The sequence below is a fragment of the Nonomuraea sp. H19 genome, assembly GCF_052068215.1.
Classification (GTDB): Bacteria; Actinomycetota; Actinomycetes; order Streptosporangiales; family Streptosporangiaceae; genus Nonomuraea.
Genome location: NZ_JBQHCV010000001.1, coordinates 509,582 through 533,675 on the forward strand (window position 1 = coordinate 509,582; position 24,094 = coordinate 533,675).

General features: G+C 71.3%; 16 protein-coding genes. 12 read left to right on the top strand and 4 right to left on the bottom strand.

Translation table 11 applies throughout. The annotated features are described in order from the left end of the window. Window positions 1-27: 27 nt before the first annotated feature. Together ACTMTI_RS02360 and ACTMTI_RS02365 are read left to right on the top strand one after the other, a co-directional pair. Entirely contained in the window at window positions 28-1,335 is a 1,308-nt protein-coding gene (locus tag ACTMTI_RS02360) for an AAA family ATPase (protein WP_441117898.1), read from the top strand. Window positions 1,336-1,357: 22 nt separating this feature from the next. Further along, window positions 1,358-2,866 carry a VWA domain-containing protein gene (locus ACTMTI_RS02365; protein ID WP_441117899.1) on the top strand — a complete coding sequence of 503 codons (1,509 nt, stop codon included), beginning with the start codon at window positions 1,358-1,360 and terminating at the stop codon, window positions 2,864-2,866. 54 nt (window positions 2,867-2,920) lie between these two features. Here the strand turns inward: ACTMTI_RS02365 and ACTMTI_RS02370 are convergent, their stop codons facing one another. Continuing rightward, on the bottom strand, window positions 2,921-7,183 hold the full coding sequence (locus ACTMTI_RS02370; protein ID WP_441117900.1) for a fibronectin type III domain-containing protein: 4,263 nt from the start codon (window positions 7,181-7,183) through the stop codon (window positions 2,921-2,923). A gap of 266 nt (window positions 7,184-7,449) precedes the next feature. On the opposite strand from ACTMTI_RS02370, the gene ACTMTI_RS02375 reads away from it, so the two are divergent. From ACTMTI_RS02375 to ACTMTI_RS02385, 3 genes are all read left to right on the top strand, one after another. After that, a complete protein-coding gene (locus tag ACTMTI_RS02375; protein WP_441117901.1) occupies window positions 7,450-8,289 on the top strand; it encodes a phosphatidylinositol-specific phospholipase C/glycerophosphodiester phosphodiesterase family protein in 840 nt (279 codons plus the stop codon). A 151-nt stretch (window positions 8,290-8,440) separates the two neighbouring features. Beyond that, window positions 8,441-9,892, top strand: coding sequence for a hypothetical protein (locus ACTMTI_RS02380; protein ID WP_441117902.1), 1,452 nt, complete (start codon window positions 8,441-8,443; stop codon window positions 9,890-9,892). Then, a complete protein-coding gene (locus ACTMTI_RS02385) occupies window positions 9,889-11,052 on the top strand; it encodes an ARPP-2 domain-containing protein (RefSeq protein WP_441117903.1) in 1,164 nt (387 codons plus the stop codon). Before ACTMTI_RS02380 ends, ACTMTI_RS02385 begins: the two co-directional genes overlap by 4 nt. Here the strand turns inward: ACTMTI_RS02385 and ACTMTI_RS02390 are convergent. Next, window positions 10,997-11,404 carry a hypothetical protein gene (locus ACTMTI_RS02390; RefSeq protein ID WP_441117904.1) on the bottom strand — a complete coding sequence of 136 codons (408 nt, stop codon included), beginning with the start codon at window positions 11,402-11,404 and terminating at the stop codon, window positions 10,997-10,999. The two genes, ACTMTI_RS02385 and ACTMTI_RS02390, sit on opposite strands and share 56 nt — an antisense overlap. Window positions 11,405-11,503: 99 nt before the next feature. Here ACTMTI_RS02390 and ACTMTI_RS02395 point away from each other — a divergent pair, with 99 nt between their 5' ends. From ACTMTI_RS02395 to ACTMTI_RS02415, 5 genes are all read left to right on the top strand, one after another. Continuing rightward, the gene (locus ACTMTI_RS02395; protein ID WP_441117905.1) at window positions 11,504-12,472 is read left to right on the top strand and encodes a GlxA family transcriptional regulator; all 969 of its coding nucleotides are present in this window, start codon (window positions 11,504-11,506) and stop codon (window positions 12,470-12,472) included. A 27-nt stretch (window positions 12,473-12,499) separates the two neighbouring features. Next, window positions 12,500-14,059, top strand: a complete 1,560-nt coding sequence (locus ACTMTI_RS02400; protein WP_441117906.1) for a protein kinase domain-containing protein — start codon at window positions 12,500-12,502, stop codon at window positions 14,057-14,059. Then, a complete protein-coding gene (locus ACTMTI_RS02405; protein WP_441117907.1) occupies window positions 14,056-16,983 on the top strand; it encodes a BTAD domain-containing putative transcriptional regulator in 2,928 nt (975 codons plus the stop codon). Before ACTMTI_RS02400 ends, ACTMTI_RS02405 begins: the two co-directional genes overlap by 4 nt. A gap of 73 nt (window positions 16,984-17,056) precedes the next feature. Continuing rightward, entirely contained in the window at window positions 17,057-17,644 is a 588-nt protein-coding gene (locus ACTMTI_RS02410) for a hypothetical protein (RefSeq protein ID WP_441117908.1), read from the top strand. Next, window positions 17,628-18,170: an OmpA family protein gene (locus ACTMTI_RS02415; RefSeq protein ID WP_441117909.1), complete on the top strand. Its 543-nt coding sequence runs from the start codon at window positions 17,628-17,630 to the stop codon at window positions 18,168-18,170. The genes ACTMTI_RS02410 and ACTMTI_RS02415 overlap by 17 nt, the downstream gene beginning before the upstream one ends. Before the next feature lie 56 nt (window positions 18,171-18,226). Here the strand turns inward: ACTMTI_RS02415 and ACTMTI_RS02420 are convergent, their stop codons facing one another. Then, window positions 18,227-19,168: a S1C family serine protease gene (locus ACTMTI_RS02420; RefSeq protein WP_441117910.1), complete on the bottom strand. Its 942-nt coding sequence runs from the start codon at window positions 19,166-19,168 to the stop codon at window positions 18,227-18,229. A 171-nt stretch (window positions 19,169-19,339) separates the two neighbouring features. Next, entirely contained in the window at window positions 19,340-20,770 is a 1,431-nt protein-coding gene (locus ACTMTI_RS02425) for an AMP-binding protein (RefSeq protein WP_441117911.1), read from the bottom strand. A gap of 80 nt (window positions 20,771-20,850) precedes the next feature. Between ACTMTI_RS02425 and ACTMTI_RS02430 the strand changes: the two genes are divergently transcribed. Together ACTMTI_RS02430 and ACTMTI_RS02435 are read left to right on the top strand one after the other, a co-directional pair. Beyond that, complete coding sequence (locus ACTMTI_RS02430; RefSeq protein WP_441117912.1) at window positions 20,851-21,843, top strand: hypothetical protein; 993 nt, start codon at window positions 20,851-20,853, stop codon at window positions 21,841-21,843. A 73-nt stretch (window positions 21,844-21,916) separates the two neighbouring features. Then, on the top strand, window positions 21,917-24,094 hold the full coding sequence (locus ACTMTI_RS02435) for an acyl-CoA dehydrogenase (protein ID WP_441117913.1): 2,178 nt from the start codon (window positions 21,917-21,919) through the stop codon (window positions 24,092-24,094).

Below are 24,094 nucleotides of genomic sequence, written 5' to 3' on the forward strand. Positions count from 1 at the left end.
GAGAGCCTTCATGCGAACGGAGAGACCGTGACCGACATCCCACACGCCGACGGCACGCCCGCACCCGATGCGTTCGAGTCGGTCACGGATGTGGTGGAGAAGTTCGCCGCGCACGGATACATCTCCGACCGCCGGTTGGCCACCACCGTGTACCTGCTGTTCCGCCTGGGCAAGCCGATCCTGCTGGAAGGCCCGGCCGGGGTCGGAAAGACGGAACTGGCGAAGGTCCTGGCCGCGGCCACCGGACGCCGGCTGCTGCGCCTGCAGTGCTACGAAGGGCAGGACGAGTCGAGGGCGCTGTACGAGTGGGACTACGGAAAGCAGCTCCTGTACACGCAGATGCTGCGCGAGAAGATCAGCGAGATCGTCGCGGACGCGCCGGACCTCGCCGCCGCCGTGGAGCGCATCGGCGATCAGGACAGCGTCTTCTTCTCCGACCGCTTCCTGTCGCCCCGGCCGGTCCTCGAGGCCATCCGCAGTCCCGAGCCGACGGTCCTGCTCGTCGACGAGATCGACCGCGCCGACGAAGCGCTGGAGGCCGTGCTGCTGGAGTGCCTGGACGAGTATCAGGTCTCGGTGCCCGAGATCGGCACCTACATCGCGCCGGTCCCGCCGTTCGTCGTGTTGACCTCGAACAACACCAGGGACTTGTCGGCCGCCCTCAAACGGCGGTGTCTGCACATGTTCCTGGACTACCCGGACGCCGAGCGGGAGCTGAAGATCGTCCGTTCCAAGCACACCGGGCTGCCCGATGCGCTGGCCGTGCAACTGGTCGGCGTGGTGCGCGAACTGCGCGGCCTGCGGCTGCGGAAGAGCCCCGGCATCTCCGAGACGGTCGACTGGGCCCGCGCTCTGGCCGTGCTGGGGGCCGCGGAACTGGACGCGCAACTGCTCATGGAAACCGTCAACGTGGTGCTGAAATACGAACGCGACCTGAACCGGGCGCTCGAGGTGCTGCCCCGCCTGGCCTTCGGACGGCAGACGGCGCCCGCCTCGCCGGCTCACACCCACACCGACCGTCACAGTCACCCCGCGCACACCTACGCCAACGGTCACGGCCACGTCCAGCGGCCCGCCCCGGGCGGTGGCAACGGCGGCGGCCACGGCCCGTCCGATCACGCGTCACTCGGCGACGAGCCGGACGGCCGCGCCGTGCGGGCGGCGATGGACCAGCTCGGCCGGCACGAGTTGGGCTACCGCCTGCCGGCCGAGTCCCCAGGCAGCGGCGCGGCGGGGCACCCCGGCCCTGAACACCACGACGACGGGCACCCCGGCGACGCCACGGGCCAGGGACAGCGCGCGTTCTCCGCGGCCATACGCCGCCGGGCGCGCTGAGCGCGTGAGCACAGGAGCCCGCATGGAAGCAAGCATCCACTACTTCGTCCGGCTGCTGCGCCTGTCGGGTGTGCGGGTCTCGGTCTCCGAGACGATCGACGCGATGAGGGCCGCGGCGCAGCCGGGCATGCTGGGCGACCGCGACACGCTGCGCGAGGCCCTGCGACTGACTCTGATCAAGGACCGGCGTGACGACGCGATCTTCGACGCGCTGTTCGCCTTCTTCGCCCTCGCACCGCCGAACCCCGCCGAGGACCGGCACGGCCACCAGCACGGGCACGACGACCTGGCCGACACCGCCGCGGCCACGTCGTTCACCTTTTCCGAAGAGCCCTCGCGAATCCCGCAGCCGGGTCACGACCACGGCCCGCCCCACGACATCCGCGACTACTTCGATCCTCAGGACCTCGCCCAGCGGTACAACCCGCACCAGGAGGCCAGCAAGATCGACCGCACCGCGCTGACCCAGGAGATCGTCCTCTCCCAGGACCGGCAGCGGTCCTCCGCCGACGCCACCCTCGTCGCCGGCGTGGAGCTGGAGGCCGAAAGGGTGCACAACGCCGGAACGCCGGGCCGGCTGTCCCAAGGCAACTCCCTCCGCGCGCGCACCGACATGACCGTCGCAGGACCTGCGAACGGCCCATCCGCAGACGAGCCGGAGGGGCCGGAGCCCGCCATTCCGCGCGACCGGGCACAGGCGGCCGACGGTCTGGCCGAACTGCTGGTACGCCACCTCGCCACGTTGGCCGAGCTCACCGCCGCCGTCGAGGCGAGCGCCGGCGAGCGGACGCGTACGGAGGAGGTGGACGAGCAGAGCCGCCGGGAGTTGGAAACGTCGCTGCGCCGGCTCGCCCGCACGCTGCCCGGGGCGCTGACCGCCACCCGGCGCAACAGCCCGCGCGGCCGGGCGCACCCCGCCCGCACCATGCGGCAGAACATGCGCTACGACGGAGTCCCCTTCCGGCCGGTGACCACGACCCGCGCCGAGAACGCGCCCCGGCTCCTCGTCCTCGCCGACGTCTCACTCTCGGTACGGGCCACCGCCCGCTTCACCCTGCACCTGGTGCACGGCCTTCAGGCGCTGTTCGGCCAGGTCCGCTCGTTCGCCTTCGTCGACGAACCCCAGGAGATCACCAAACTGTTCGCGGAACACTCGCTGGCGCGGGTGTCCGACCTGGTGTTCGGCGCGGCCGGCGGACTGCTCAACGTCGAGGCCGACTCCGACTACGGCCGCACCTTCGAGCTGATGCTCGCGGAGCACCGCTCCGCGCTGACCCGGAAGACGACCCTGCTGATGCTCGGAGACGGCCGGGGGAACGGCCACGACCCGAAGCTGGACGCCTTCGAGGAGCTCACCAGGCGGGCGCGGCAGACCATCTGGCTCACCCCGGAACCCCGGTATTCCTGGCCGCTCGGCAGCTGTGACCTGCCCGGATACGCCCAGCACTGCGATCAGATCCATGTGGTGCCCGACCTCGCGAGGCTCGAGGACGTCGCGCACCTGCTGGCGCAGCGGACCACAGGAAGATGAACCGGCCGCCCCTTACCTGCTGAACAGCGTGGGCAAGGGGCGGCGGGTTCATGGCTAGCGCGCCCGCGTGTAGGCGATGCGCGGCATTTCCGGGGCGGTCATGCCGTTCCCGATGAAGAAGCCCGCCTGCGGCGGCTGGTTGTAGCCGACGTTCTGCCAGGCCACCGAGAGCCGGTAGACGGGGTCGTGCATCAGCGTGCGGATCCTGAGGTCGGTCACCTCGACGGTCGTGTAGAGGCGCAGCTCGGTGCTGTCCTCGGACCGCCAGACGATCTCCTCCCGCCAGTCCCCGTACAGGTCGGCCTGGATGGTCGGCGTCCCCTTCGTGGAGTTGTTCGAGTAGGTGCCCGCCGCGCGGAGGATCTCCTTGCTCGCGGTGCCGTCCCACTTGGCGATCGTGCCCACGCCGACGCCCTTGGCATTGTCGTAGGTGTGGTCGACGATCTCGCGCAGCGGGTCGGCGTCCCACCAGGCGAGGAAGTTCGCCGCGGGGATCGCCTGGCCGATCAGCTCGCCGGAGGCGGTGCGCAGCTCACCCTGCGTGGCGTTCCACTCGCCCGTCGCCGTCACCGCCCACGACTCCGCGCCGGGGTGCTTGGGGTCGATGTCGGCGGAGGCGCCGCGGCCCGTGTCCTTCGTGGCGGGCATGGACCACAGCACCTCGCCCGTGGCGGCGTCCCTGAACGTGGCTCCCCGGTTGCCGCTGGAGCCCATGTCCTCGTGCGCCGCGAACACCTCGTAGCCGGGCCTGCTCGGGTCCAGGTCACTGACGTGCAGCGCGTCGCCGTGCCCCAGGCCCGTGCTGTACAGGCCCTCGCCGTCGTCGTCGACCGTCATCGAGCCGAACACGATCTCGTCCTTCTGGTCGCCGTCCACGTCGGCGACGGCCAGGTTGTGGTTGCCCTGCCCGGCGAAGGAACGGTTGCCCTCGGCGGCGGAGTCGAAGACCCACCGCTGCTTGAGGTCCTTGCCGTCGAAGTCATAGGCGGCCAGGACGGTGCGCGTGTAGTAGCCGCGGCTGAAGACGACCGACGGGTGCTCGCCGTCGAGGTAGGCGACCGCCGCGAGGAACCGGTCCACGCGGTTGCCGTACCCGTCGCCCCACGCGGCCACGTCGCCGCGAGGGGGGAGGTAGTTCACGGTGTCGATCGCCTTGCCGGTGGCACCCTCGAACACGGTGAGGTACTCCGGGCCCGACAGCACGTACCCGCTGGAGTTGCGGTAGTCCTTGCTGGGGTTGCCGATGACGGTTCCCGCGGCGTCGACGGTGCCGTCGGCCGTCTTCATGACCACCTCAGACCGGCCGTCGCCGTCGAGGTCGTAGACCATCATCTGGGTGTAGTGCGCCCCCGCGCGGATGTTCCTGCCGAGCGAGATCCGCCACTTCCGCTTGCCCGCCATCGTGTAGGCGTCCACGTAGACCAGCCCGGTGTAGCCGGCCTGCGAGTTGTCCTTGGCGTTGGAGGGATCCCACTTCAGGACGATCTCCAGCTGCCCGTCGCCGTCCAGGTCGCCGACCGAGGCGTCGCCCGCGCTGTAGGTGTACGGCTGGCCGTCCTTGGTGTAGTCGGCGGCCGGCTTGTCCAGCGGGATCGACGCGTACGGCTTGCTCCACACGCCGAACTCGCCGGTGGGGTCGTCACCCGAGGGGACCACCCGGTAGGTGGACTGGGGCGTGCCCTCGGGGTCGAGGTAGTTCGTGGCTCCGGAGACCTTCTTGATCTGCTTGCCGTCACGCCAGATCTCGAAGGTCCGGTCGTCCTCGTCCATACCGAGCAGCCGCCAGCCGAGGTAGACCCCCGCGCTGGTGGCGACGGCGACAGGCGCCCTGTCCAGGCGCTCCATCTGCCGCTTCAGCCTGGTCGCGGCCCGCGAGGTCGCCGACGGCGAGGGCTCGGAGGCCCCGCCCTTGTTGACGGCCGTGATCCTGTAGTGGAACGGCACCGTCGTGAGCACCTCGCGGTCGGTGAACGCGGCCTCCTGCGTGAACGCGATCCGCGCGTAGGGCCCTTCGGCCTTCTCCGCCCGGTGGACGCGATACAGCAGCGCGCCTTCGACCTGCGGCCAGCTCAGCTCCACGCTGTTCTGCTCGATCTTGCCGATGCGCGGCGCCTGCGGCACGCCCGGCGCCGTCACCGACTCGTCCACGGTGGCGACCCGCAGCGCGGCCGAGGGTACCGACTCGTCGCCGGCGGGGTCCAGAGCGGTCACCGTGTAGTCGTAGCGGGTGCCGATCTGAGCCTTGTCGTCGGTGTAGGAGGTGCCGGAGACCTTGCCGAGGAGGGTGGGCTTCCCGTCGCCCTCTTCAGCCCTGAAGACCCGGTAGCCTCCCGCGCCGTCCGTCGCGGTCCAGCTCAGCGGGACCTCGGCGGTGATCCCCGAGAAGGTGACCGATCCGGCCGTCAACCCCTCTGGAGCCGTCAGGACGGGCGTGATCTCCAGGCCGTTGAGGTGGGCGGTGGTGCCCGACACCACGACGTTCAGCTGGCCGTCGGCGACCTTCACACCGGAGATGGCGGTCGTGGCGACGTTCCTGCTGCCGGAGACGGCGACGGCGGCGCCGCCCTCCGCGGAGATGTTCGTCCGCGCGGTGCCCAGCAGGTCGCCCACGTACGCCTTCAGCCCGTACAGGCCGTTCGGCACGTCCACCTTGAACTCGTAGGAGCCGCCGAAGTAGGCGACGAAGTCCCTGCCCAGGTCGTCCAGCGTGGCGCCGCGGTCGCGGTCGATCATGCCGGTGGCGTTCGTGAGCCCGAAGCCCTTCTCGGGCGTGTAGATCGTGGCCCGCGTGACCTGGGTGTACCCGGCGGCGACCGGCCCGGTCGGTGGCCCGAAGTCGTACTTGTACTTGGCCTGCTTCGTGGTGATCGTGACAGGGTCGGACGGCTCGGAGTCGCCGCGCCCGTTCACCGCCACCACGCGGAACTCGTACGTCTTGCCCTCGGCCAGGCCCGAGACCGAGGCCTGCGGGATCGCCGAGGTGGTGGCGAGCGCGCCGTCGCGGAGCACCTTGTAGACGTCGGCGGTCTCGGTGGCGTCCCACTTCAGCACGGCGCCCGCGTTGGAGATGCCGCCCGCCACCAGGCCCGTGGGCTTGGCGGGGACGGCGGCGGGCGGCTCTATCTCCCGCACCAGCCCGGACAGCGGCAGCCCGAGCGCCTTCACGCCGCTCGCGACCAGGCGTGCCATCTGGATGGCGCCGTACTCCTGGAAGTGGGTGTTGTCGGTGGCGCCGTTCGGCCAGGCCCCATAGACCCCGGCCGGGACGTGCAGGAACACGGACTTGGCCGCCTCCGGCCCGATCGTGTCCAGGAACTCCCTGCTCAGGGTGGACAGGTCGACCAGGGCGACGTTCTCCTCCTGGGCCAGCTCCTTCATCTTCGCCACGTATTCGGGGAAGGAGACCTTGAACTTGCCGGTCGTGGCGTCGTAGTCCAGGCGGGAGACGGGCGTGACCAGGATCGGGGTCGCCTTGCGCTGCCTGGCGCCGTCGACGTAGACCCGCAGGTACTCCTTGTAATCAGCGGGTGAGGCGTACCTGTCGGGGACGCTGACGGTCGCGTCGTTGTGCCCGAACTGGACGAAGAAGTAGTCGCCCGGCCTGATCGCGCGCAGGACCGTGTCGAGGCGGCCCTGGGTGATGAAGTTCTTGGAGCTCCGGCCACCGATGGCGTGGTTGTCGAAGGCGACGCCGGTGGTGAAGAACTGCTCGATCATCTGGCCCCATCCGGCCTCCGGCGCCCAGAACGGCTCGTAGGTCTGGACGGTCGAGTCGCCCGCGATGTAGGCGGTCGGGAGGGTGCCGGGGGAGCGGTCGGCCTGCTTGGTGATGACCAAGGAGTTGATCTTCGGCGCGCTCCCGGAGAAGACGAGGTCCAGCTTCCCGTCCACCAGGGCGATGCCGAAGGACATCTCCAGGTACTGGCCCGCGGGCTTGGCCGTCTGCTGGACCTTCGGGATCGACTCCACCGTGATCGCGATGTCGCTGGCCTCGGTGGCGTCACCGGCGATGAGGGAGACCGTGTAGTCGCCGTTGGGCAGGTCCACGCTGAAGGTGGCGCCGCCGGCGGTGACGAAGTCGGAGCGGAGGGCGTCGCCCGTGGCTCTGTCGGCCGAGGACAGCGCCGAGGTGTCGGCGAAGCCGTACCCCTGGGCCGAGCTGTAGCCGGTGCTCTCGGTGACGCGCGTGTAGCCCTCTTGAAGAGCGCTGCCGGAGGTGCCGAAGTCGAAGGCGCGGTCGGCCTCCGCGGCCTGGGCGCTCAATGGTGTCAGCGTTAACATGCCGGCGAGAAGGGCGATGGGCGCGATTTTGCGCATGGGGCGTCCATTCGGGGTGGTGCAGAGGGGAGGGGGGTGGGTTTTTCGGCTGTGATTTGAACGTTTTAATGGGGATCCGAAATCAAGTGTGATCGGAGAGTCACACTGCTGTCAACGGTGATGTGATGTGCCCCCCGTGCTGGGCTCTTCCCGACAGCGCGGGCGGCGCGCTCCGCGACGATCTCCCGCAGTTGGGCTGAACTTCACTCCTGACACACCTGGCGCAAATAGCGTGACGCGCATCCCTGACTTCGTAAGGAGATGCGATGTTGCGTCGAACCCTGGGCGTGCTGGCCGCCGCCGGAGCCATGCTGCTGACGGCCGTGCCCGCCACGGCCGCCAGCGCCGAGCCCCTTCCCCGGGCGCACGCCCACAACGACTACGAGCACGAGCGGCCGCTCCTGGACGCCCTCGACCACGGGTTCACCAGCATCGAGGCCGACATCTACCTGGTGGACGGCGAGCTGCGCGTCGGTCACGACCCCGAGGACCTGCGCCCCGGCCGCACGCTCCAGTCGCTCTACCTCGACCCGCTGGCCCAGCTCGTACGCCAGGGGCACGGGCACGTCTTCCCCGGCAGCCGGCAGCAGCTCCAGCTCCTGGTGGACATCAAGAACACCGGCGTGGCCACGTACATCGAGCTCGACAAGGTGCTGGGGGCGTACCGGAAGATGCTCACCACCTACCACAAGGGCCTGGTGAAGCCCGGCGCGGTGACCGTGGTCATCAGCGGCGACCGGCCCCGCGCGCTCATGGCCGCGCAGGAGCGGCGCTACGCCTTCTACGACGGGCGGATGTCCGACCTGGGGCGGGGCAACGCGTCGCTGATCCCGCTGATCAGCGACAACTGGACGAATCACTTCACCTGGCGCGGCGAGGGTGAGATGCCCGCCGCCGAACGGGCCAAGCTGCGGCAGATCGTGGCGACCGCGCACCGCGACGGGCAGCGCGTGCGGTTCTGGGCCACGCCCGACGCCGCCGGTCCGGCCAGGGACGCGATCTGGCAGGAGCTGATCGCGGCGGACGTGGACCACGTCAACACCGACGATCTGGCCGGGCTCCAGCGGTTCCTGCGCGAGCACGACACCGAGCGCGCCGCCGCGTAAATCCCGGTGCGGTGCCGGTAATGCCCCGGTAAGGTCCGGAGCGAGACTGGCCGCGGGACTTCGGTGCGACTTCCGGAATCCGCCTTTAACGCGATAGTTCGCAGCTCGTGCCCCCATTCCCCGGCCAGTCCCCGACCCCCGGGGAGAGCCGATGGAGACCTACGCCGACCTGATCGAGTGCGAGGATGTGCTGCTCTTCGCGAACGCGGCGATCACCTCGACCGGCCAGCGCGAGTTCCACAGCGCGGCCGGCGAGCAGCGGCTCTCCCTCGACTTCCTGCACCGCTACGTCCAGGGCAACTACCCCGGCCTGTACGCCGCCACGCTGGCACTCGACATCAACGACCACAACGCCGCCCTGATCATCGCCAACCTGCTGGCCCAGCCGGGGCAGGGCGACGGACGGCTGATCGCGGGACGGCTGGCCCGCATGAGCCCGCCCCGCGTCTACCGGCTCTTCCAGCGGCTGCGTCGCGACGGCGTCAACAACCGGCGCACCCGCGCTCTCATCCGCGACTGGCTCGCCGGCCGCCCCGACCTGGCCTTCGACGCCGTCAAGTACCGCGCGGCGGTGAAGGCCGCGGTTCGGCACGCGCATCTGCGACTGCCGGGCGAGCTGGGCGACTTCCTCTTCGCTCCGTTCAGCCGCAGGCGCTACGAAACCCCCGTGCTGGAGGCCTGGCGGCGCGCCCACTATGACAAGACGGCGCTGTACGACCTCCCGTACACCGTCGCCGAGGGCTTCGCCGCCCGCCACGGCATCAGCAGGACCCTGTTCCTCGAACGCATCGCCCCCAACCTGACCAGGCTCGAACGGCTGCGCCTCGCCGAGTCCGCGCGCGCGGACGGCCTCGACACCGAGGCGGATCTGGCCGCGATGCCGCTGGTCAGGCTGGCCTCCTACGTGCTGTCGCTGCCTGCCGACGCGCGCACGCGGCGCCGTGCCGAGCTGGCGGGGGCGCTGCGGGCCGCGGCCGCCCGCGTGGCGGGCCCGCGGGCCGGGACGTGGGGGAGCGTGGCGGCCGTGCTCGACGACAGCTTCTCCTCGTTCGGCTCGCCGGTGAAGCGGCGCCGGCCGCTGGCCGTCGCGCTGGCCTGTCATTACCTGCTGGAGGCGCTGGCCGGGACCTACCGTGGCCTGTGGCTGTCGCGCCGGACCGACCCGCTCCAGGTGCGGCCGTCCGGGCCCACGCCACTGGGGCAGCGCATCCTCGACGCGCTGGAGTCGCGGCCTGACATGCTCGTCATCGTCTCCGACGGCTGGGACAACGCGCCGCCCGGGCTGGCGGGCGAGGTGCTGCGCGTCTGGCGGCGCAAGCTCGACCCCCGGGGCGAGGTGGGCATCGTGCACGTCAACCCGGTGTACGACGCGGGGCAGTTCGACGTGCGGCGGCTGTCGCCGATGGTGCCGACGGCCGGGATCCGCGACGCCGAGGACCTGCCGGCGCTGGTGGAACTGGCCAGGTTCGCGGAGGGCAGGACCGGCCCCGCCGAGCTGCGGGCGTACCTCGCGGACCGGGCGGCCCGCCTGGACGGCGGGATGGTTCCGGACGGCGGGGCGGTTCCGGAGGACGGGGCGGTTCTGGAGGGCGGGGCGCGATGATCGATCTTTCCGGGCTCGACACGCGGCCCGCGCAGACCTGGGGCGCGATGCGGCTGGTGCCGCTCGTGCGCCGCGAGCCCATCGAGGACCTGCGGCTGCACGCCAAGGTGTACGGCGACGAGCTCTCCATGGTGTCCCTGCCCGACAGGACCGTCTACACGGCGTACGTGCCGCACGCCTTCGTCGCGTCGTGGACGGATGACGGCACCCCCGCGGCGGCGTACGGCACGCAGCTCGGGCAGGCGCTGCGGCACATGCCCGTCAGGTTGCGCCGCAGGATGACGCGGCGCGTGGCCAAGAACCGGCTCAGGTTCCTGCCGCTGCACCTGGCCGTCGAGGGCTTCCTGGCGCTGCACTTCGGCGGTCCCGCGCTGGCCTGGGAGGAGTGGTCACGCCAGGCGCTCTCGCACGGGCTGTCCCCACGGGCCGAGGACGCCTACACCGGCGCCGAGGTGCGCGGGCTGGACGACGCGCTCAAGGTCTTCGAGATCCACCCGGGGCAGTGCGGGCTGCTGCTGTACGCGGCCGACACGCTGGCCAGCGCCTTCGTCGTGCCCCACCCGGATGACTACCGGGCGCTGCACCCCACGCTCATCCGCGACCTGTACGGCGAGCTGATCTACGACTACGCCCTGTTCTACCCGGCCGGGGACTTCCCCGCGGTCATCGACGAGACGGCGGTCACCTCGCTGGCCGACCTGCGGGCCGAGGCCGTGCGGCAGGAGCGCGAGTGGGCGGCCTTCCACGACTCGGTCATGGCCGCCGGGCTGCTCCACGCCCCCGCGCACGTGGAGGAGGTCTACCGGCTGGGCCGGTTCGCTCTGAGCCGGTTCCTGCCTGCGTTCGAGCGGAAGAGCGAGAACCACATCGGCGAGACGATCACCGATGGGGAGGGGCGGCTGGCGTACCTGAAGACGTTCCGGCTGTCGGAGGCGCAGAGCCGGCGCGGTCACCTGCTGAGCGTGCTGGCCACCCACGGGTGGAGCCTGCCCGCGACCGCCGCCACTCTCCGGACCAGCACCGCGGAGTTGGGGCTGCGGCTGGAGCGCGCCGGGTACGGGCACCTGCTGCGGCAGGATGTGCTCGACGGCTACCGCAAGGCGGTCAATGGGCGCAGCCCGCGTACTCGTCGAGGCGGCGCAGCATCGCCGCCAGCATGAGCGGGAACATCGCCACGTGCGCGACCATCATCAGCACGTCGCCGTCGATGACGCCGAACCACAGCATGGGGAAGAGCGGCACGACCGGAACGAACATGGCCGCGCACATCTCCAGGGTCGAGGCCCAGCCGTGGCGGCGGATCCGCATCCACACGGTCATGCCGACGGACATGTTGAACGCCATGATCAGGTAGCCGAGCTCGGGATACTCGCGGTGGGAGACGCTGAGGCCGAGGACGTCGAGGAGGGCGCCGAGCGCGAACATCCCCACGAACATGGCGATGATCATCTCGACGTAGTGGAGGGCGAACCGGCCCCAGCGGCGGCCTTGCGGAGCTGTCGTCGTCGTCATGCCCCCGACTCTGGCCGAGGCCGCGGGCCGCGCCAAGGCGGGCGGCCGGAGAGGTCCGGAAACTTGGGTTCTACGTCCATCGGACCTACAGTCGGGGGCATGGAGGTTCGGCGGGTGATCGTGGTGGCGTACGACGCGGCCGAGTTACTGGAAATCGCCTCCGTCACCTCGACGCTGGAGAGCGCCAACTGGCACGGCGCGGCACCGTACTACGAGGCGCGCGTGGCCACTGTCGGCGGCCACGCCATCACCTGTTCCAGCGGGCTGACCCTCCAGGCTCAGCAGGCGCTGGAACGAATCAGCGGGCCGCTCGACACGCTCGTCGTGGCCGGCGGCATCGGCTACGAGAACGCCGCCGCCGACCCGGTGATCGTCGCCCACGTCCGCAGACTGGCCCGGGAGAGCCGCCGCGTCGCGTCCGTCTGCACCGGCGGTTGGGTCCTCGCCGCCGCCGGCCTGCTCGACGGGCGGCGCGCCACCACGCACTGGCAGCAGGCGCAGGAGATGGCCGCCCGCTTCCCCAAGGTCGCCGTCGACCCGGACCCGATCTTCATCCGCGACGGCAACGTCGCCACGTCCGCCGGGATCACCGCCGCCCTCGACCTCACCCTGGCCTTCGTCGAGGAGGACAACGGCGCCGAACTGGCCCGTACGGTGGCCCGCAACCTGGTCACCTACCTGCAGCGGCCGGGCGACCAGGCGCAGATGAGCATGTTCGTCGAAGCACCCTCGCCGGCCAACAGCCTGGTCAAACGGGTCGTCGAGCACATCACCGGGCATCTCGCCGCCGATCTGACCACACCCGTGCTGGCGGACGCCGCGGGTGTGAGCGAGCGGCACCTCACCCGGCTGTTCCTCAAGCACCTGGGGCAGACGCCTGGACGCTTTGTCAGGCAGGTCCGTACGGAGGCCGCCGCGCACCTGCTGGCCTCCACGTCACTGCCGCTGCCCTCGATCGCGGTGCGGTGCGGGTTCGGGACGGCGGAGACGTTGCGGCAGGCGTTCCTCGACCGGTACGGGATCCCGCCCTCGCGCTACCGGGTGACACAGGGCTCGGCCGCCGGCTGATGCCGGGATCTGGCTAATGTGTCTGCGGTGAACGGTGACCGGGTCATTGGCGGGTACGCGCTGCGGCGCCTGCTCGGCCGGGGCGGCATGGGCGAGGTTCACCTCGCGGCCACGCCCACCGGCGGCCTGGCCGCCGTCAAGATCATCAATCCCGCGCTGGCCCGGGATCCGGCGTTCCGGCGGCGCTTCGAGCGGGAGGTGGCCGCTGCCCGCCGGGTGGCCAGGTTCTGCACCGCTCCCGTTCTGGACGCCGGAATCGACGGCGACGTCGCCTATCTCGTCACGGAATACGTGAGAGGGCCGGACCTGGCGGAGGCCGTACGGGATCAAGGGCCTTTGTCCGGCGGGAACCTGGAGGCGCTGGCGGTCGGGATCGCGACCGCGCTGAGCGCCATCCACGGGGCCGGGGTCATCCACCGCGACCTCAAGCCCTCCAACGTGCTGCTCTCGCCGCTCGGTCCCCGGGTGATCGACTTCGGCATCGCCCAGCTCGTGGACAACGACAGCCTGGCCAGTCAGGCGATACTCGGCACGCCCGCGTTCATGGCGCCCGAGCAGGTACGCGGCGAGCCGCTCACGCCCGCCACCGACGTCTTCGCGTGGGGCGGGGTGATCGCGTTCGCGGGGACGGGGCGGCTGCCGTTCGGCGGCGGGGCGCCTGGTGAGGTGCTGTATCGGATCATGCAGGACGGGCCCAGGCTGGATGGGCTCGACGAGGGGATCAGGGAGGTGGTCTCGCGGGCGCTCGCCAAGGACGCCCACCTGCGTCCCACCGCTCAGGGCCTGCTGTCCGAACTGGTCGGCGGCATCCGCCTGACCACGGCCACCGAAGTGGTGGAACGCACGTGGACGGGCGCCGTGACGGCTGATGCGGGTCTGTCCGCCGCATGGGCGCCCGCCGCACGACCGCATGACTCACGGGCACCGGACCCGGGGGCACCCGGGGGGCGGCGACGGTGGCCGTGGGTCGCCGGGGCGGCCGCCGCGACCGCCCTCGCCGTCGCCGCGGCCCTGGCCGTACCCGGGCTCCGGCAGCAGACCTGGCCGTACGAGGCCGGCTTCGGCGACGCCTGGGCGATCGGCACGTCGGAGGGCGGCACCGCACGGCAGGCGGGCACCGGCTACGAGCTGACGGTCAATCCCGGCTGGCGGTTGTGGAAGTCGGCGCCCAGGCAGGAGCCGGAGACCGGCGTGATCGTCAGCGCGAAGGCCACCCTGGCGGAGGGAGCCGGTGAGTACGGTGTGTGGTGCCACGGCTCGGCAAGCTCGGGAGACCGCTACGAGTTCGTGGTGAGCGGCTCGGGCAAGGTCACGATCGTCAAGCGCCGCACGGGCACGCAGGGCAAGATCCTGTACGGCCCGGCGAACGTGAAGGGCGCGGCGGTCAACCGCATCGTGGCCGAGTGCGGCAGGAGTGGGGACAAGGTGACGTTACGCATGTGGCTGAACGAAGGCCTGGTCGCGGAGGCGGCCGACACCGACGCCCCCTACGGCCCCGCCGAGGCGGGCGTGCACGCCGCCTCCGGTGCGACGGGCTCCGCACGTGTCCGCTTCGACTCGTTCGCCCTCCGACCGGTGGCCCAGTGACGTTGCCAGAGCCGGACGGGCGCGTGCGGTTCGGCGTGCTGGGACCGCTGCGGATCGATGGAGGCCAGGCGCCGGGGCCGGCCAAGCACCGTACGCTGCTGGCCGCGCTCCTGCTGTCGGTCCCCGAGCAGGTGCCGGTCGAGCGGCTGATGTCCATGGTCTGGGACGACCGGCCGCCGGCCTCCGCCGAGTCGGTGCTCAGGGTGTACGTCAGCGCGCTGCGCAAGATCGTCGACGGCATCCGCACGGTTCCCGGTGGCTACCTGATCGAGGCCGAGCCGGACGACGTCGACTGCCACCGGTTCGCGCGGCTGGTCGCCTGGGCCAGGCAGGAGCGGGCGGCGGGTCAGGTGGAAGAGGCGGCCAACGGGTTCAGGGCGGCGCTGGCGTTGTGGCGGGGACAGGCGCTGGCCGACGTCGAGTCGTCGGTGCTGCGCCGGGCGCACGCCGTACCGCTGGAGGAACTGCGTCTGACCGCGCTGGAGGAGCGCGTCGAGCTGGACCTGCGGCTGGGCAGGGGCGCGGAGGTGGTGGGCGAGCTGCGGGCGCTGGTCGGCGCGCACCCGCTGCGGGAACGGGCCTGGGTACTCCTCATCGAAGCCCTGCACCAGGCGGGACGCAGATCGGAGGCACTCGGCGCCTACCAGGACGCGCGCCGGATGCTGGTGGAGGAGCTGGGCCTGGAGCCGGGCGCCGAACTGACCGCCGCCCAGCAACGCGTGCTGTCCGACGCCGCCGAGCACCCGCGCGACGGCGTTCGGCGGCAGGCGCCGGCCGGTGAGGCCGGTCGGCGCGCGGGGGTGATCGACGAACTGCCGCCGGATATTTCGGATTTCACCGGTCGGCAACAGGCCCTCGACTGGATCGACCGAACCGCCCGCGACCAGGCGTCGGCGGCGGCACCCGTACACCTGGTGCTGCACGGCCCGCCCGGCTGCGGGAAGTCGGCCGTGGCCGTGCACGCCGCCACCCATCTCGACACTCCGGACGGCCGCCTCTACGCCGCGCTCGGCGCCAGGCCGCCCGGCGCCGTGCTGGAAGACCTGCTGCGCTCGCTGGGCTGCCCGGACGGCGCGGTGCCGCCGGCGCTGGACGACCGCGTACGCCTCTACCGCAGCATGACGGCCCGCAGGCGGCTGCTCGTCGTGCTGGACGATGCCGCCGACGAAGCCCAGGTACGTCCCTTGCTGCCGACCGGCCCCGGCAGCCTCACCCTGGTCACCAGCAGGTCGTCGCTGCCGGGGCTGGAGGCGGCGCGGGCGTACGAACTGGGGGTTCTCGACGAGGACGAGGCCGTGGCCATGCTCGGGGGCGTGGCGGGTCACGAGCGGGTGGTGGCCGAACCCGAGGCCGCCCGGCGCATCGCCGGGCTCTGCGGCCACCTGCCCCTGGCTCTGCGCATCGCCGGATCCCGGCTGGCCAGGAAGCCGGGCTGGACGCTCGACCACCTGGCGGAGCGGCTTCGGGACGAACGGCGCAGGCTCGACGAGCTCAGCGCGGGCGACCTGGCGGTACGCGGCAGCCTGGCGCTGGGCTACCGCGGCCTGCCCGACCCGGAACGCCGGCTGCTGCGCGACCTCGGCGCCCTGTCCGCCCCCGACTTCGCCTCCTGGGTGCTCGGGGCGGATCTGGAGCCGCTGGCGCAGGCCGGCCTGCTGCAGTCGCGCGGCCTGGACGAGGCAGGCCAGGAGCGGTACGGATGGCACGACCTGACCAGGCTCTTCGCCGCCGAGCGGCTGGCCGAGGAGGACGGCGGACCCGCGGCCGTGCTGTCGATCAGGGCGGATACGATCCTGGAGCGTACCCGGCAGGCCAGGGCGGCCCTCCTGCCGTCCGAACCCGGCACCGGCCGTACCGAGGTCCACCTGCCCGGCGGCGACCCTGAGGGCCTGGCTCTCGAGACCGGGTGGTTGCGGCAGGAGGCGCGGTGGCTGAGCGCCGAGCGCCGGTGCCTGGTGGCGACGGTCGAGGACTTCTACCGCGCCGGCCTGTACGAGGCCGCCTGGCGGCTGGCGTTCTACCTGATGCCGCTGTTCGAACTGGGCGCGCACCACGACGACTGGCACGCGACCACGGCGACCGGCCTGGACGCGGCCAGGGCGGCGGGCCACCGGCGCGGCGAGGCCCTCCTGCTGCGCGGCCTGGCCGACCTGCACCGCGCCGAGGGGCGCACGGAGGCGGCCGCGGCGGCGCTGCGTGCGGCCCAGCCGCTGGCGGAGGGTCTGGAACTGGCCAGGATCACGCTCCGGCTCGGCCTCGTCCAAGCCCGGCAGGCGGAGACCGAGCGAGCTCGCTCCCAGCCGGCCGAGCGATCACCTCGATCCCTGTCTCCGCTGGCGGCGCAGGCCGAGCAGGCGTTCGTACGCGCCCTTCAGGCTTTCGAGGAGGCCGGCGACCGGCGCGGCCGGGCGGACGCGTGGCGGGCACTGGGTGCGCTGCGCCAGGACGAAGGCCGGCTGGAGCAGAGCCTGGCCGCTTACCAGGACCTGGGCGATCCGCGTGGCGCGGCCGAAGCGCTGCTCGATCTGGCCCGGCTGCATCTGGCCGCGCGCCGCCACGCCCAGGCCCGCGACTGCGTGGAACGCCGGCTGCGGATCAACCGCCGCCTCGGCGATCGCCTGCCCGAGGCCGTGGCGCTGCTCGTCCTGTCGGAGCTCGCGAGGACGGAGGGCGACCCCGCCACCGCGGCGACCGCCGCACGGGAAGCGCTGGAGACCTTCACCCAGTACGGCGACCGCAGGAACGCCGGGCAGGCCCTGCTGGCGCTCGCCCGAGCCGCCCTCGACCGCGATGACGCTGATGGCGCTGTTGATGTAGTTATGCGTGCTATGGGAGAGTTTGACGTCCTCGATGATGACCATGGCAGGGCCGCGGCCGAACGGCTCGCGCAGGAGGCCCGCAGGCGGCTGGGTCAGCGGATATAGCCGACTATGCGGATCCTGAAGGTCACGTCCCTAGGGTGAGGGCCACATCCCCGACGACGAAGGTGATCACATCATGCGAAAGACGATCGCGCTGGCTGTCACGGCCGTCGCGCTGGCGGGCTGTGGCATGCTGCCCGGCCAGCAGGGCGGCGGCGGTGAGGAGAAGCAGTCGCAGGCCGTCTCCGACAAGCAGGCCACGCCCACCCGCGCACAGAGCCAGGAGCCGCAGACCGCGCCCCCGCAGCAAGGCCAGGTGATCGCCGTCCGGGAGGCCAAGGTGGGGGCCGGTGACATGTACGGCACGGCCCGCGTCGAGATCACCGCACTCAAGCGCCAGGGCAGGACCGTCAGCCTCAACTGGACGGTCACCGCGACCGACGGCAAGGTCAACATGCACAACGGCATGAGCACCAGCCCGCTCGACTTCACGGTCTCGGCCGTCTCCCTGATCGACCCGGTGAACGCCAAGCGCTACCGCACGGCTCGCAACGGCACGGGCGAGGATGCGAAGTGCGTCTGCTCCGGCACCCAGGGCCAGTTCCTGGAGGCAGGGGAGGCCTCCACGCTGTACGCGGTCTTCGCCGCCCCGCCCGCGGACGTCACGAAGATCAACGTTGAGATGCCCATGATCGGCGTGTTCACCGATGTTCCGATCTCTTAGCGTCGCCGTGGCCCTCGTGCTGTCCCCCACCCCGGCGCCGAGCGTGCCACCCGACGCCACCGGCCCGATCGAGAACCTGGTCCTGCCTGTCGAGGACATCATCGGCGAGATCGAGTCGATGGACGGCACCGAGAGCGAGACCAAGCAGGGACGACAGGTGACGGTCGCGCTGACCAGCGACGTGCTGTTCGCGGTGGACAAGTGGCAGCTGACCGCCGAGGCCAGGCAGCGGCTCCGCCAGGTGGCCGAGAAGGTCGACGCCGAGGGCGCGGGCGGCGTGGTCAAGATCGAGGGGCACACCGACGACCAGGGCAGCGACGCCTACAACGTCTCGCTGTCGCGGCGGCGGGCGCAGGCGGTCATGTCGGCCATGCGCGGGCTGCTGACCGGCGCGGGCGTGACCCTCCAGGCCGGCGGGTACGGCGAGAGCCGCCCCAAGCTGCCCAACATCGTCGAGGGCAAGCCCGTGGAGAAGAACCGGGCCAAGAACCGCCGCGTCGAGATCGTCTTCACCGCCAAGCAGTGACTCCGGCCTTCGGCCACCACCGTCCAGGCTCCGGCTCAGCGTGCGGATGCCACCTGTTACTCGCCCGGGAGTTCGCCCAGCGTCACGTCGATCGTTTCCTCCGTGCCGTCCGGGCGGATCACCCCGACCTTCGCCCGGTCGCCCGGCTTCAGCGTGGTGAGGGTCTCGGCCAGCAGCGCCATCGTCGGCGTCTTCGTACCGTTGATCGAGACGATCACATCTCCGGCCCGGATCCCGGCCTTGTCCGCGGCCGCGCCCGGCTCGACCTCGGCCACCCCCACGCCGCTGGGCTGGCCGTCGGGGCCGACGACGGTGCTGCCCCTGATGCCGAGTGCGGCCCGGTGGGTGTTGGTGACCTTGCCGTTCTTCACGATCTGGGTGGCGATGTCGGCGGCGGTGTTGCTGGGGATCGCGAAGCCGATGCCGGGAGCGTTGCCTCCACCCAACTGCGGGTCCAGGGCCGCGAGCGTCGGGATGCCGATGACGTGGCCGGACAGGTCCACGAGGGCGCCGCCGCTGTTGCCCGGGTTGATCGCGGCCGAGGTCTGGATCGCGTTCGCGATCGTGGCGCCGGGGGACCGGGGGTTCTGCGGCTCGGTGACGGTGCGGCCGAGCGCCGAGACGATCCCGTTCGTGACGCTGCCTGACAGGCCGAGCGGATTGCCCATGGCGAGCACGATCTGCCCGACCCGCAGCTTCGAGGAGTCCCCGAACGTGGCCGGACGCAGCCCGTCGGGCTTGTCCACCTTGATCACCGCCAGGTCGCCGGGGCCGAAGGAGTTCACCAGCGTGGCCCGGCGCACCGCGCCGCCGGTGGCGACTGTGACCTCCATCTCGGTGGCCTGGCCCACCACATGAGCGTTGGTGACGATGTGTCCCTGAGAGTCGAACACAATGCCGGAGCCGAGCCCGACCCTGGTGTTGATCTGCACGATGGACGGCAGGACGTCCGTGATGACCTTCTGGTACGCCGCCTCCAGCGACTTGGGGTCCGGCACCGGCGCCTCGGCCGGCGCTGGGGGCGAAGAAACTGATGGTGCGGTGGCCGTACCGGGCGGTGTCGCGGCGCCGGTCGAGGTGGGAGACCCGCAGCCGGCAAGCAGTATGGTGGCGGCCAGTCCCGCGAGAATCTCTCTCAAGGGCTCCCTCATGGGGAGTTCCTGCCCGCCTTACCGGGAAAGATACGCCTCCCGGACGTTGCGCCTGCTCAGCTTCCCTGTGGGGGTACGCGGCAACGACGCGCGATATTCGATCACTCGCGGATGCTTGAGCTTGGCCAGCCGGGGCGCGCAGTGCCGCAGCAGTTCGGCGGTGAGCTCGTCCCCACCGCTCACCCCGGCCGCCGGCTGGACGAGGGCCACGACCCGCTGCCCCCACTCCGGGTCCGGCACGCCGATGACGGCCACGTCCGCGACGGAGGGATGTTCGAGCAGCGCCGCCTCGATCTCGGCGGGATAGATGTTCACCCCGCCCGAGATGATCAGGTCGGTCCTGCGGTCCAGCAGGAACAGGTAGCCGTCTTCGTCGAGATAGCCGATGTCGCCGGGCGTGTAGTCGCTCCCGCGCATGGCCGCCGCCGTCTTGCCCGGGTCGCCGTGGTACTCGAACCGGTTGACCCCGCCGATGTACACCAGCCCAGGCTTGCCCGCAGGCACCTCTCTGCCGTCGTCTCCGACGATCGTGAAGGTCATGCCGTCCAGCGCCTTGCCCACCGTGCCCGGCCTGGCCAGCCATTCCTGCGACGACACCATGGTGGCCACGGCCGCCTCGGTGGAGCCGTAGTACTCCCACAGCACGGGCCCGAGCCAGTCGATCATCGCCTGCTTGACGGCCGGCGGGCAGGGAGCGGCGCCGTGGAACAGGTGCGTGAGGGACGACAGCTCGTACGCCTCCCGATCCGGCACCTCCAGCAGCCGGTGGAACATGGTGGGCACCATGAACGCGTTCGTCACCCGATACCGCTCGATCAGCCGCAGCGTCCCGGCCGCGTCGAACCGCTCGGGCGCCACGATCGAGTGCCCGAGCTGCAGCGCCATCATGACCTGCCCGTACGGCGCCGAGTGGTAGAGCTGCGAGCACACCAGGTGCACCCCGCCGGGCGGCAGCCCGAAGTGCCGCCAGCTCTTGCGCATCAGGATCGGGTACAGCTCCTCGGGCGTCAGGTCCAGCAACCGCCGCCGCACCCCCTTGGGCCGCCCGGTGGTGCCCGAGGTGTAGAGCATCATCGAACCGGCCCGCCGGTGTCCGGGAGCGACGGCCGGCTGCCCGGCCACGAGCTCGGCGACCGTGAGAGCCGCCGGCGAGATCACGACCCCGGCCCCGCAGTCGGCCACGATGTAGTCGATCTCCTCGGCCGTGAAGTGCCAGTTCACCGGCACCAGGTACGCGCCGATCTGGTAGGTCGCCAGCATCATGGTGAGCGCGTCGAGCCCGTTCTTCAGCACGGTCACCACGCAGTCGCCGGGGCCGATCCCGCGTGAGATCAGGCCGTGGGAGGCGCGGTTCACGCGAGCGAGCAGGGCTCCGTAGGTGGCGCCTTCCTCGCCGAGCAGTGCGGGGCGTTCAGGGTCGTCGGCGGCGATCTCGTAGAAACCCCTCATGTCCGCTGACCCTACAGAATTACATTCTGCGGCGGCCATAGAGGAAATAACCGACTCTGTCGTGACGTAACCTCAAGGTCATGGCGGATGTCGGCGACAAGAGACCCTCATATGACTCACCCACCACTCCGTTCCGCAAGGTCGTGCTGCCCGCCGAGGAGACGGTGAGGATCCCTCGTCCCCCGGCGCCGGGCCCGTCCCAGCCGATTCAGCCTCAGCAGCAGCAGCGTCCGGGACAGGCGCCACCCATGCGGCGGCCGTCACCGCCACCGATCCAGACGCCCATGGTGCCCGCCCTGCCGCCCGAGCCGCCGCCGCGCCGCTTCGGTGACATCCCGATCAAGGTCGTCTACCTGTTCGGCGCCATCCTCGCCACCGTCCTGGCGGTATTGCTGATCTTCGTCGTCTTCTCCGGCGACGTGCCGCGCAACCAGGCGGGCGAGGACGTCGTCCGCGTCGCCCCCGTGCCGAGCACGGCCGCGCCCGCGCCCTCGGCCGCGGTGTCCCCGACCGCCACCGAGAGCCCGATCGTGCTGCCGCCGGTGCCGGAGAGCAAGAAGTACGCGGCCCTGCCCGGCGCGGCGTCCGTGGTCGCCGGCACCATCACCGACAGGAACACCGGGATCACCTACCCCCAGCTGGCCTCGCCGTGGAAGGCCAGGTCGTACTCGCCGTACGCGATCGCGCAGCGGATCGGCAAGGTCGAGATGCCCTTCACCGTGATCGGCTCGGCCATGTATCCGGGGGAGTCGCCGGCGCAGAAGCCGGACTCGAACGCCGACTACCGCGAGATCGCCACCGAGGCCGTCCGCTGGACGATGCGCACCCAATACCCCAAGGGCGCCACCCTGGAGTGGACCGCCTCGAAGAAGATCCCGGTCGGCAAGGGCTGGACGCTCGGCTACAAGGTGACCTACACCGTCGACGGCAAGCAACAGGTCGCCCAGGCCATGATGACCGTCATCGAGGTGGGCAAGACCAAGCCGGCGATGCTCATGGCCTCGATCCCGGAGTCGAACAAGGCGCGCTGGCCGGATCTGAACACCCTCGCCGCGCAGGTTCGCCCGATCTAGCCGGTCACCAGGCCAGAAGCATGCTCTAGAATATGGTTCTGCGGATGGCGCGGACCTGGCTGGAGGATGAGCAATGGCGATCGGGTTGAGCGAGGAGCACGAGGCGCTTCGCGCGTCGGTGAGCGGCTGGGCCGAGCGGAACATTCCCGCGGAGCTGCTGCGCGCCGGGGCCGACGAGCGTCCCCCGTTCTGGTCGGGCCTCGCCGAGCAGGGGCTGCTCGGCCTGCACCTGCCCGAGGAGTACGGCGGTTCCGGCTACGGGCTGCTGGAGGCGGCCGTCGCCGTCGAGGCGCTGGCAGAGCGGATGGCGCCGGGGCCGTACGTGCCGACCGTGCTGGCCAGCGCCGTGATCAACGCGTCCAAGCGCCCCGAGCACCTGGAGCCGTTCGCCGACGGCACCCGCACCGGAGCCGTCGCGCTGACCGGCGCGCTGAGCGGCACCCGCGCCGACGACGGCTCCCTCGTCGTCTCGGGCACGGCCGAGCCCGTGCTCGGCGGCTCCCTGGCCGACGCGCTGGTGCTGCCGGTCGCCACGGCCGAGGGCGAGGAGTGGATCCTCGTCGACGCCGCCTCCGTCACCGTCACGCCGCTCAAGTCGCTCGACCTGACCAGGTCGGTGGCCAAGGTGGAGCTGTCCGAGGTGACCGTGCCGGCCGACGGCATCCTGGGCGGCGTCCAGGCCTCCGACGTGCGCAACCTGGCGGCGATACTGCTCGGCGCGGAGGCGACGGGCCTGGCCTCGTGGTGCGTCACGGCCGCCGCCGGCTACGCGAAGGTACGCGTCCAGTTCGGCCGGCCGATCGGCCAGTTCCAGGGCATCAAGCACAAGATCTCCCGCATGCTGGTCGCGCTGGAGCAGGCCCGCGCCACCGTGTGGGACGCCACCCGCGCGAGCGGCAAGGAGCTGGAATACGCCGCCGCCGTCGCCGGGGTGATGGCACCCGACGCCGCCGTCCAGTGCGCCAAGGACGCCATCCAGACGTTCGGCGGCATCGGCTACACCTTCGAGCACGACGTGCACCTCTACTACCGTCGCGCGCTCACCCTGCGCGCCCTGCTCGGCTCGTCGGCCGAGTGGGCCGCCACGGTGACGTCGCTGGCCCTGCGGGGCGTCTCCCGTGAGATGGAGATCGACCTGCCCGAGGACGCCGCGGACCTGCGCGAGTCGATCCGCGCCGAGATCGCGGAGATCGCCCGGCTGGAGGGCAAGGAGCAGAAGCGGGCGCTGGCCGCGCGCGGCTTCGTCATGCCGCACCTGCCCAAGCCGTGGGGCCGCGACGCCAAGCCGCTGGAGCAGGTGCTGATCGCCCAAGAGCTCAGGGCCGCCAAGGTACGCCTCCCCACGATGATCATCGGTGCTTGGGTGGTGCCGTCCATCGCCACGTACGGCACCCCCGAGCAGCAGGAACGATTCCTGCCCCAGACGCTCAGCGGCGAGATGGTCTGGTGCCAGCTCTTCTCCGAGCCCGGCGCCGGATCGGACCTGGCCTCGCTGCAGATGAAGGCGGAGAAGGTCGAGGGCGGCTGGAAGCTCAACGGCCAGAAGGTCTGGACCTCGGTCGCCCACGTGGCCGAGTGGGGCATCTGCATCGCCCGCAACTCCAGCGCGGGTTCCAAGCACGAGGGCATCACGTACTTCCTGGTCGATATGAAGGCCCCAGGCGTCACCGTCCGGCCGCTGACCGAGATGACCGGCGAGAACCTCTTCAACGAGGTCTTCCTCGACGACGTCTTCGTCCCCGACGACCTGGTCGTGGGCGAGGTAGGCGAGGGCTGGAAGGTGGCCCGCAACACGCTGTCCAACGAGCGGGTCTCGCTGTCGTCCGGCTCGGGCGGCACCGGCTCCTCGGTGCCCGACCTGCTCGGCCTCATCGGCCGGCTCGGCCGCGAGCTGACGCCGGTCGAGGCGCAGCAGGTGGCCGCGGTCGTCTGCGAGGGCCACTCGATCAACGCGCTGTCGCTGCGGGTCACGCTCAAGCAGCTCGCCGGGACCGAGCCGGGCGGGGACGCCTCCGTACGCAAGCTGCTGTCCACCTCCCACGCCCAGCACGTCTCCGAGATGGCGGTCGAACTGCTCGGCCCCGCGGCCGTGGCGGCGGCCGACATGAAGCTCGGCGACGCCGGCTACTGGAACCGGGCGGTGCTGGCCACCAGGGCGATGACCATCTACGGCGGCACCACCGAGGTGCAGCTCAACATCATCGGCGAGCGCATGCTCGGCCTGCCGAGGGATCCCGAGCCCGGAAAGTAG

What these genes read in the sequence shown, in the direction of transcription:
- ACTMTI_RS02365 (WP_441117899.1), top strand. Translation starts at nt 1,358, where the DNA reads ATGGAAGCAAGCATCCACTACTTCGTCCGGCTGCTGCGCCTGTCGGGT.
- ACTMTI_RS02370 (WP_441117900.1), bottom strand. Translation starts at nt 7,183, where the DNA reads ATGCGCAAAATCGCGCCCATCGCCCTTCTCGCCGGCATGTTAACGCTG.
- ACTMTI_RS02375 (WP_441117901.1), top strand. Translation starts at nt 7,450, where the DNA reads ATGTTGCGTCGAACCCTGGGCGTGCTGGCCGCCGCCGGAGCCATGCTG.
- ACTMTI_RS02380 (WP_441117902.1), top strand. Translation starts at nt 8,441, where the DNA reads ATGGAGACCTACGCCGACCTGATCGAGTGCGAGGATGTGCTGCTCTTC.
- ACTMTI_RS02385 (WP_441117903.1), top strand. Translation starts at nt 9,889, where the DNA reads ATGATCGATCTTTCCGGGCTCGACACGCGGCCCGCGCAGACCTGGGGC.
- ACTMTI_RS02390 (WP_441117904.1), bottom strand. Translation starts at nt 11,404, where the DNA reads ATGACGACGACGACAGCTCCGCAAGGCCGCCGCTGGGGCCGGTTCGCC.
- ACTMTI_RS02395 (WP_441117905.1), top strand. Translation starts at nt 11,504, where the DNA reads ATGGAGGTTCGGCGGGTGATCGTGGTGGCGTACGACGCGGCCGAGTTA.
- ACTMTI_RS02410 (WP_441117908.1), top strand. Translation starts at nt 17,057, where the DNA reads ATGCGAAAGACGATCGCGCTGGCTGTCACGGCCGTCGCGCTGGCGGGC.
- ACTMTI_RS02415 (WP_441117909.1), top strand. Translation starts at nt 17,628, where the DNA reads ATGTTCCGATCTCTTAGCGTCGCCGTGGCCCTCGTGCTGTCCCCCACC.
- ACTMTI_RS02425 (WP_441117911.1), bottom strand. Translation starts at nt 20,770, where the DNA reads ATGAGGGGTTTCTACGAGATCGCCGCCGACGACCCTGAACGCCCCGCA.
- ACTMTI_RS02430 (WP_441117912.1), top strand. Translation starts at nt 20,851, where the DNA reads ATGGCGGATGTCGGCGACAAGAGACCCTCATATGACTCACCCACCACT.
- ACTMTI_RS02435 (WP_441117913.1), top strand. Translation starts at nt 21,917, where the DNA reads ATGGCGATCGGGTTGAGCGAGGAGCACGAGGCGCTTCGCGCGTCGGTG.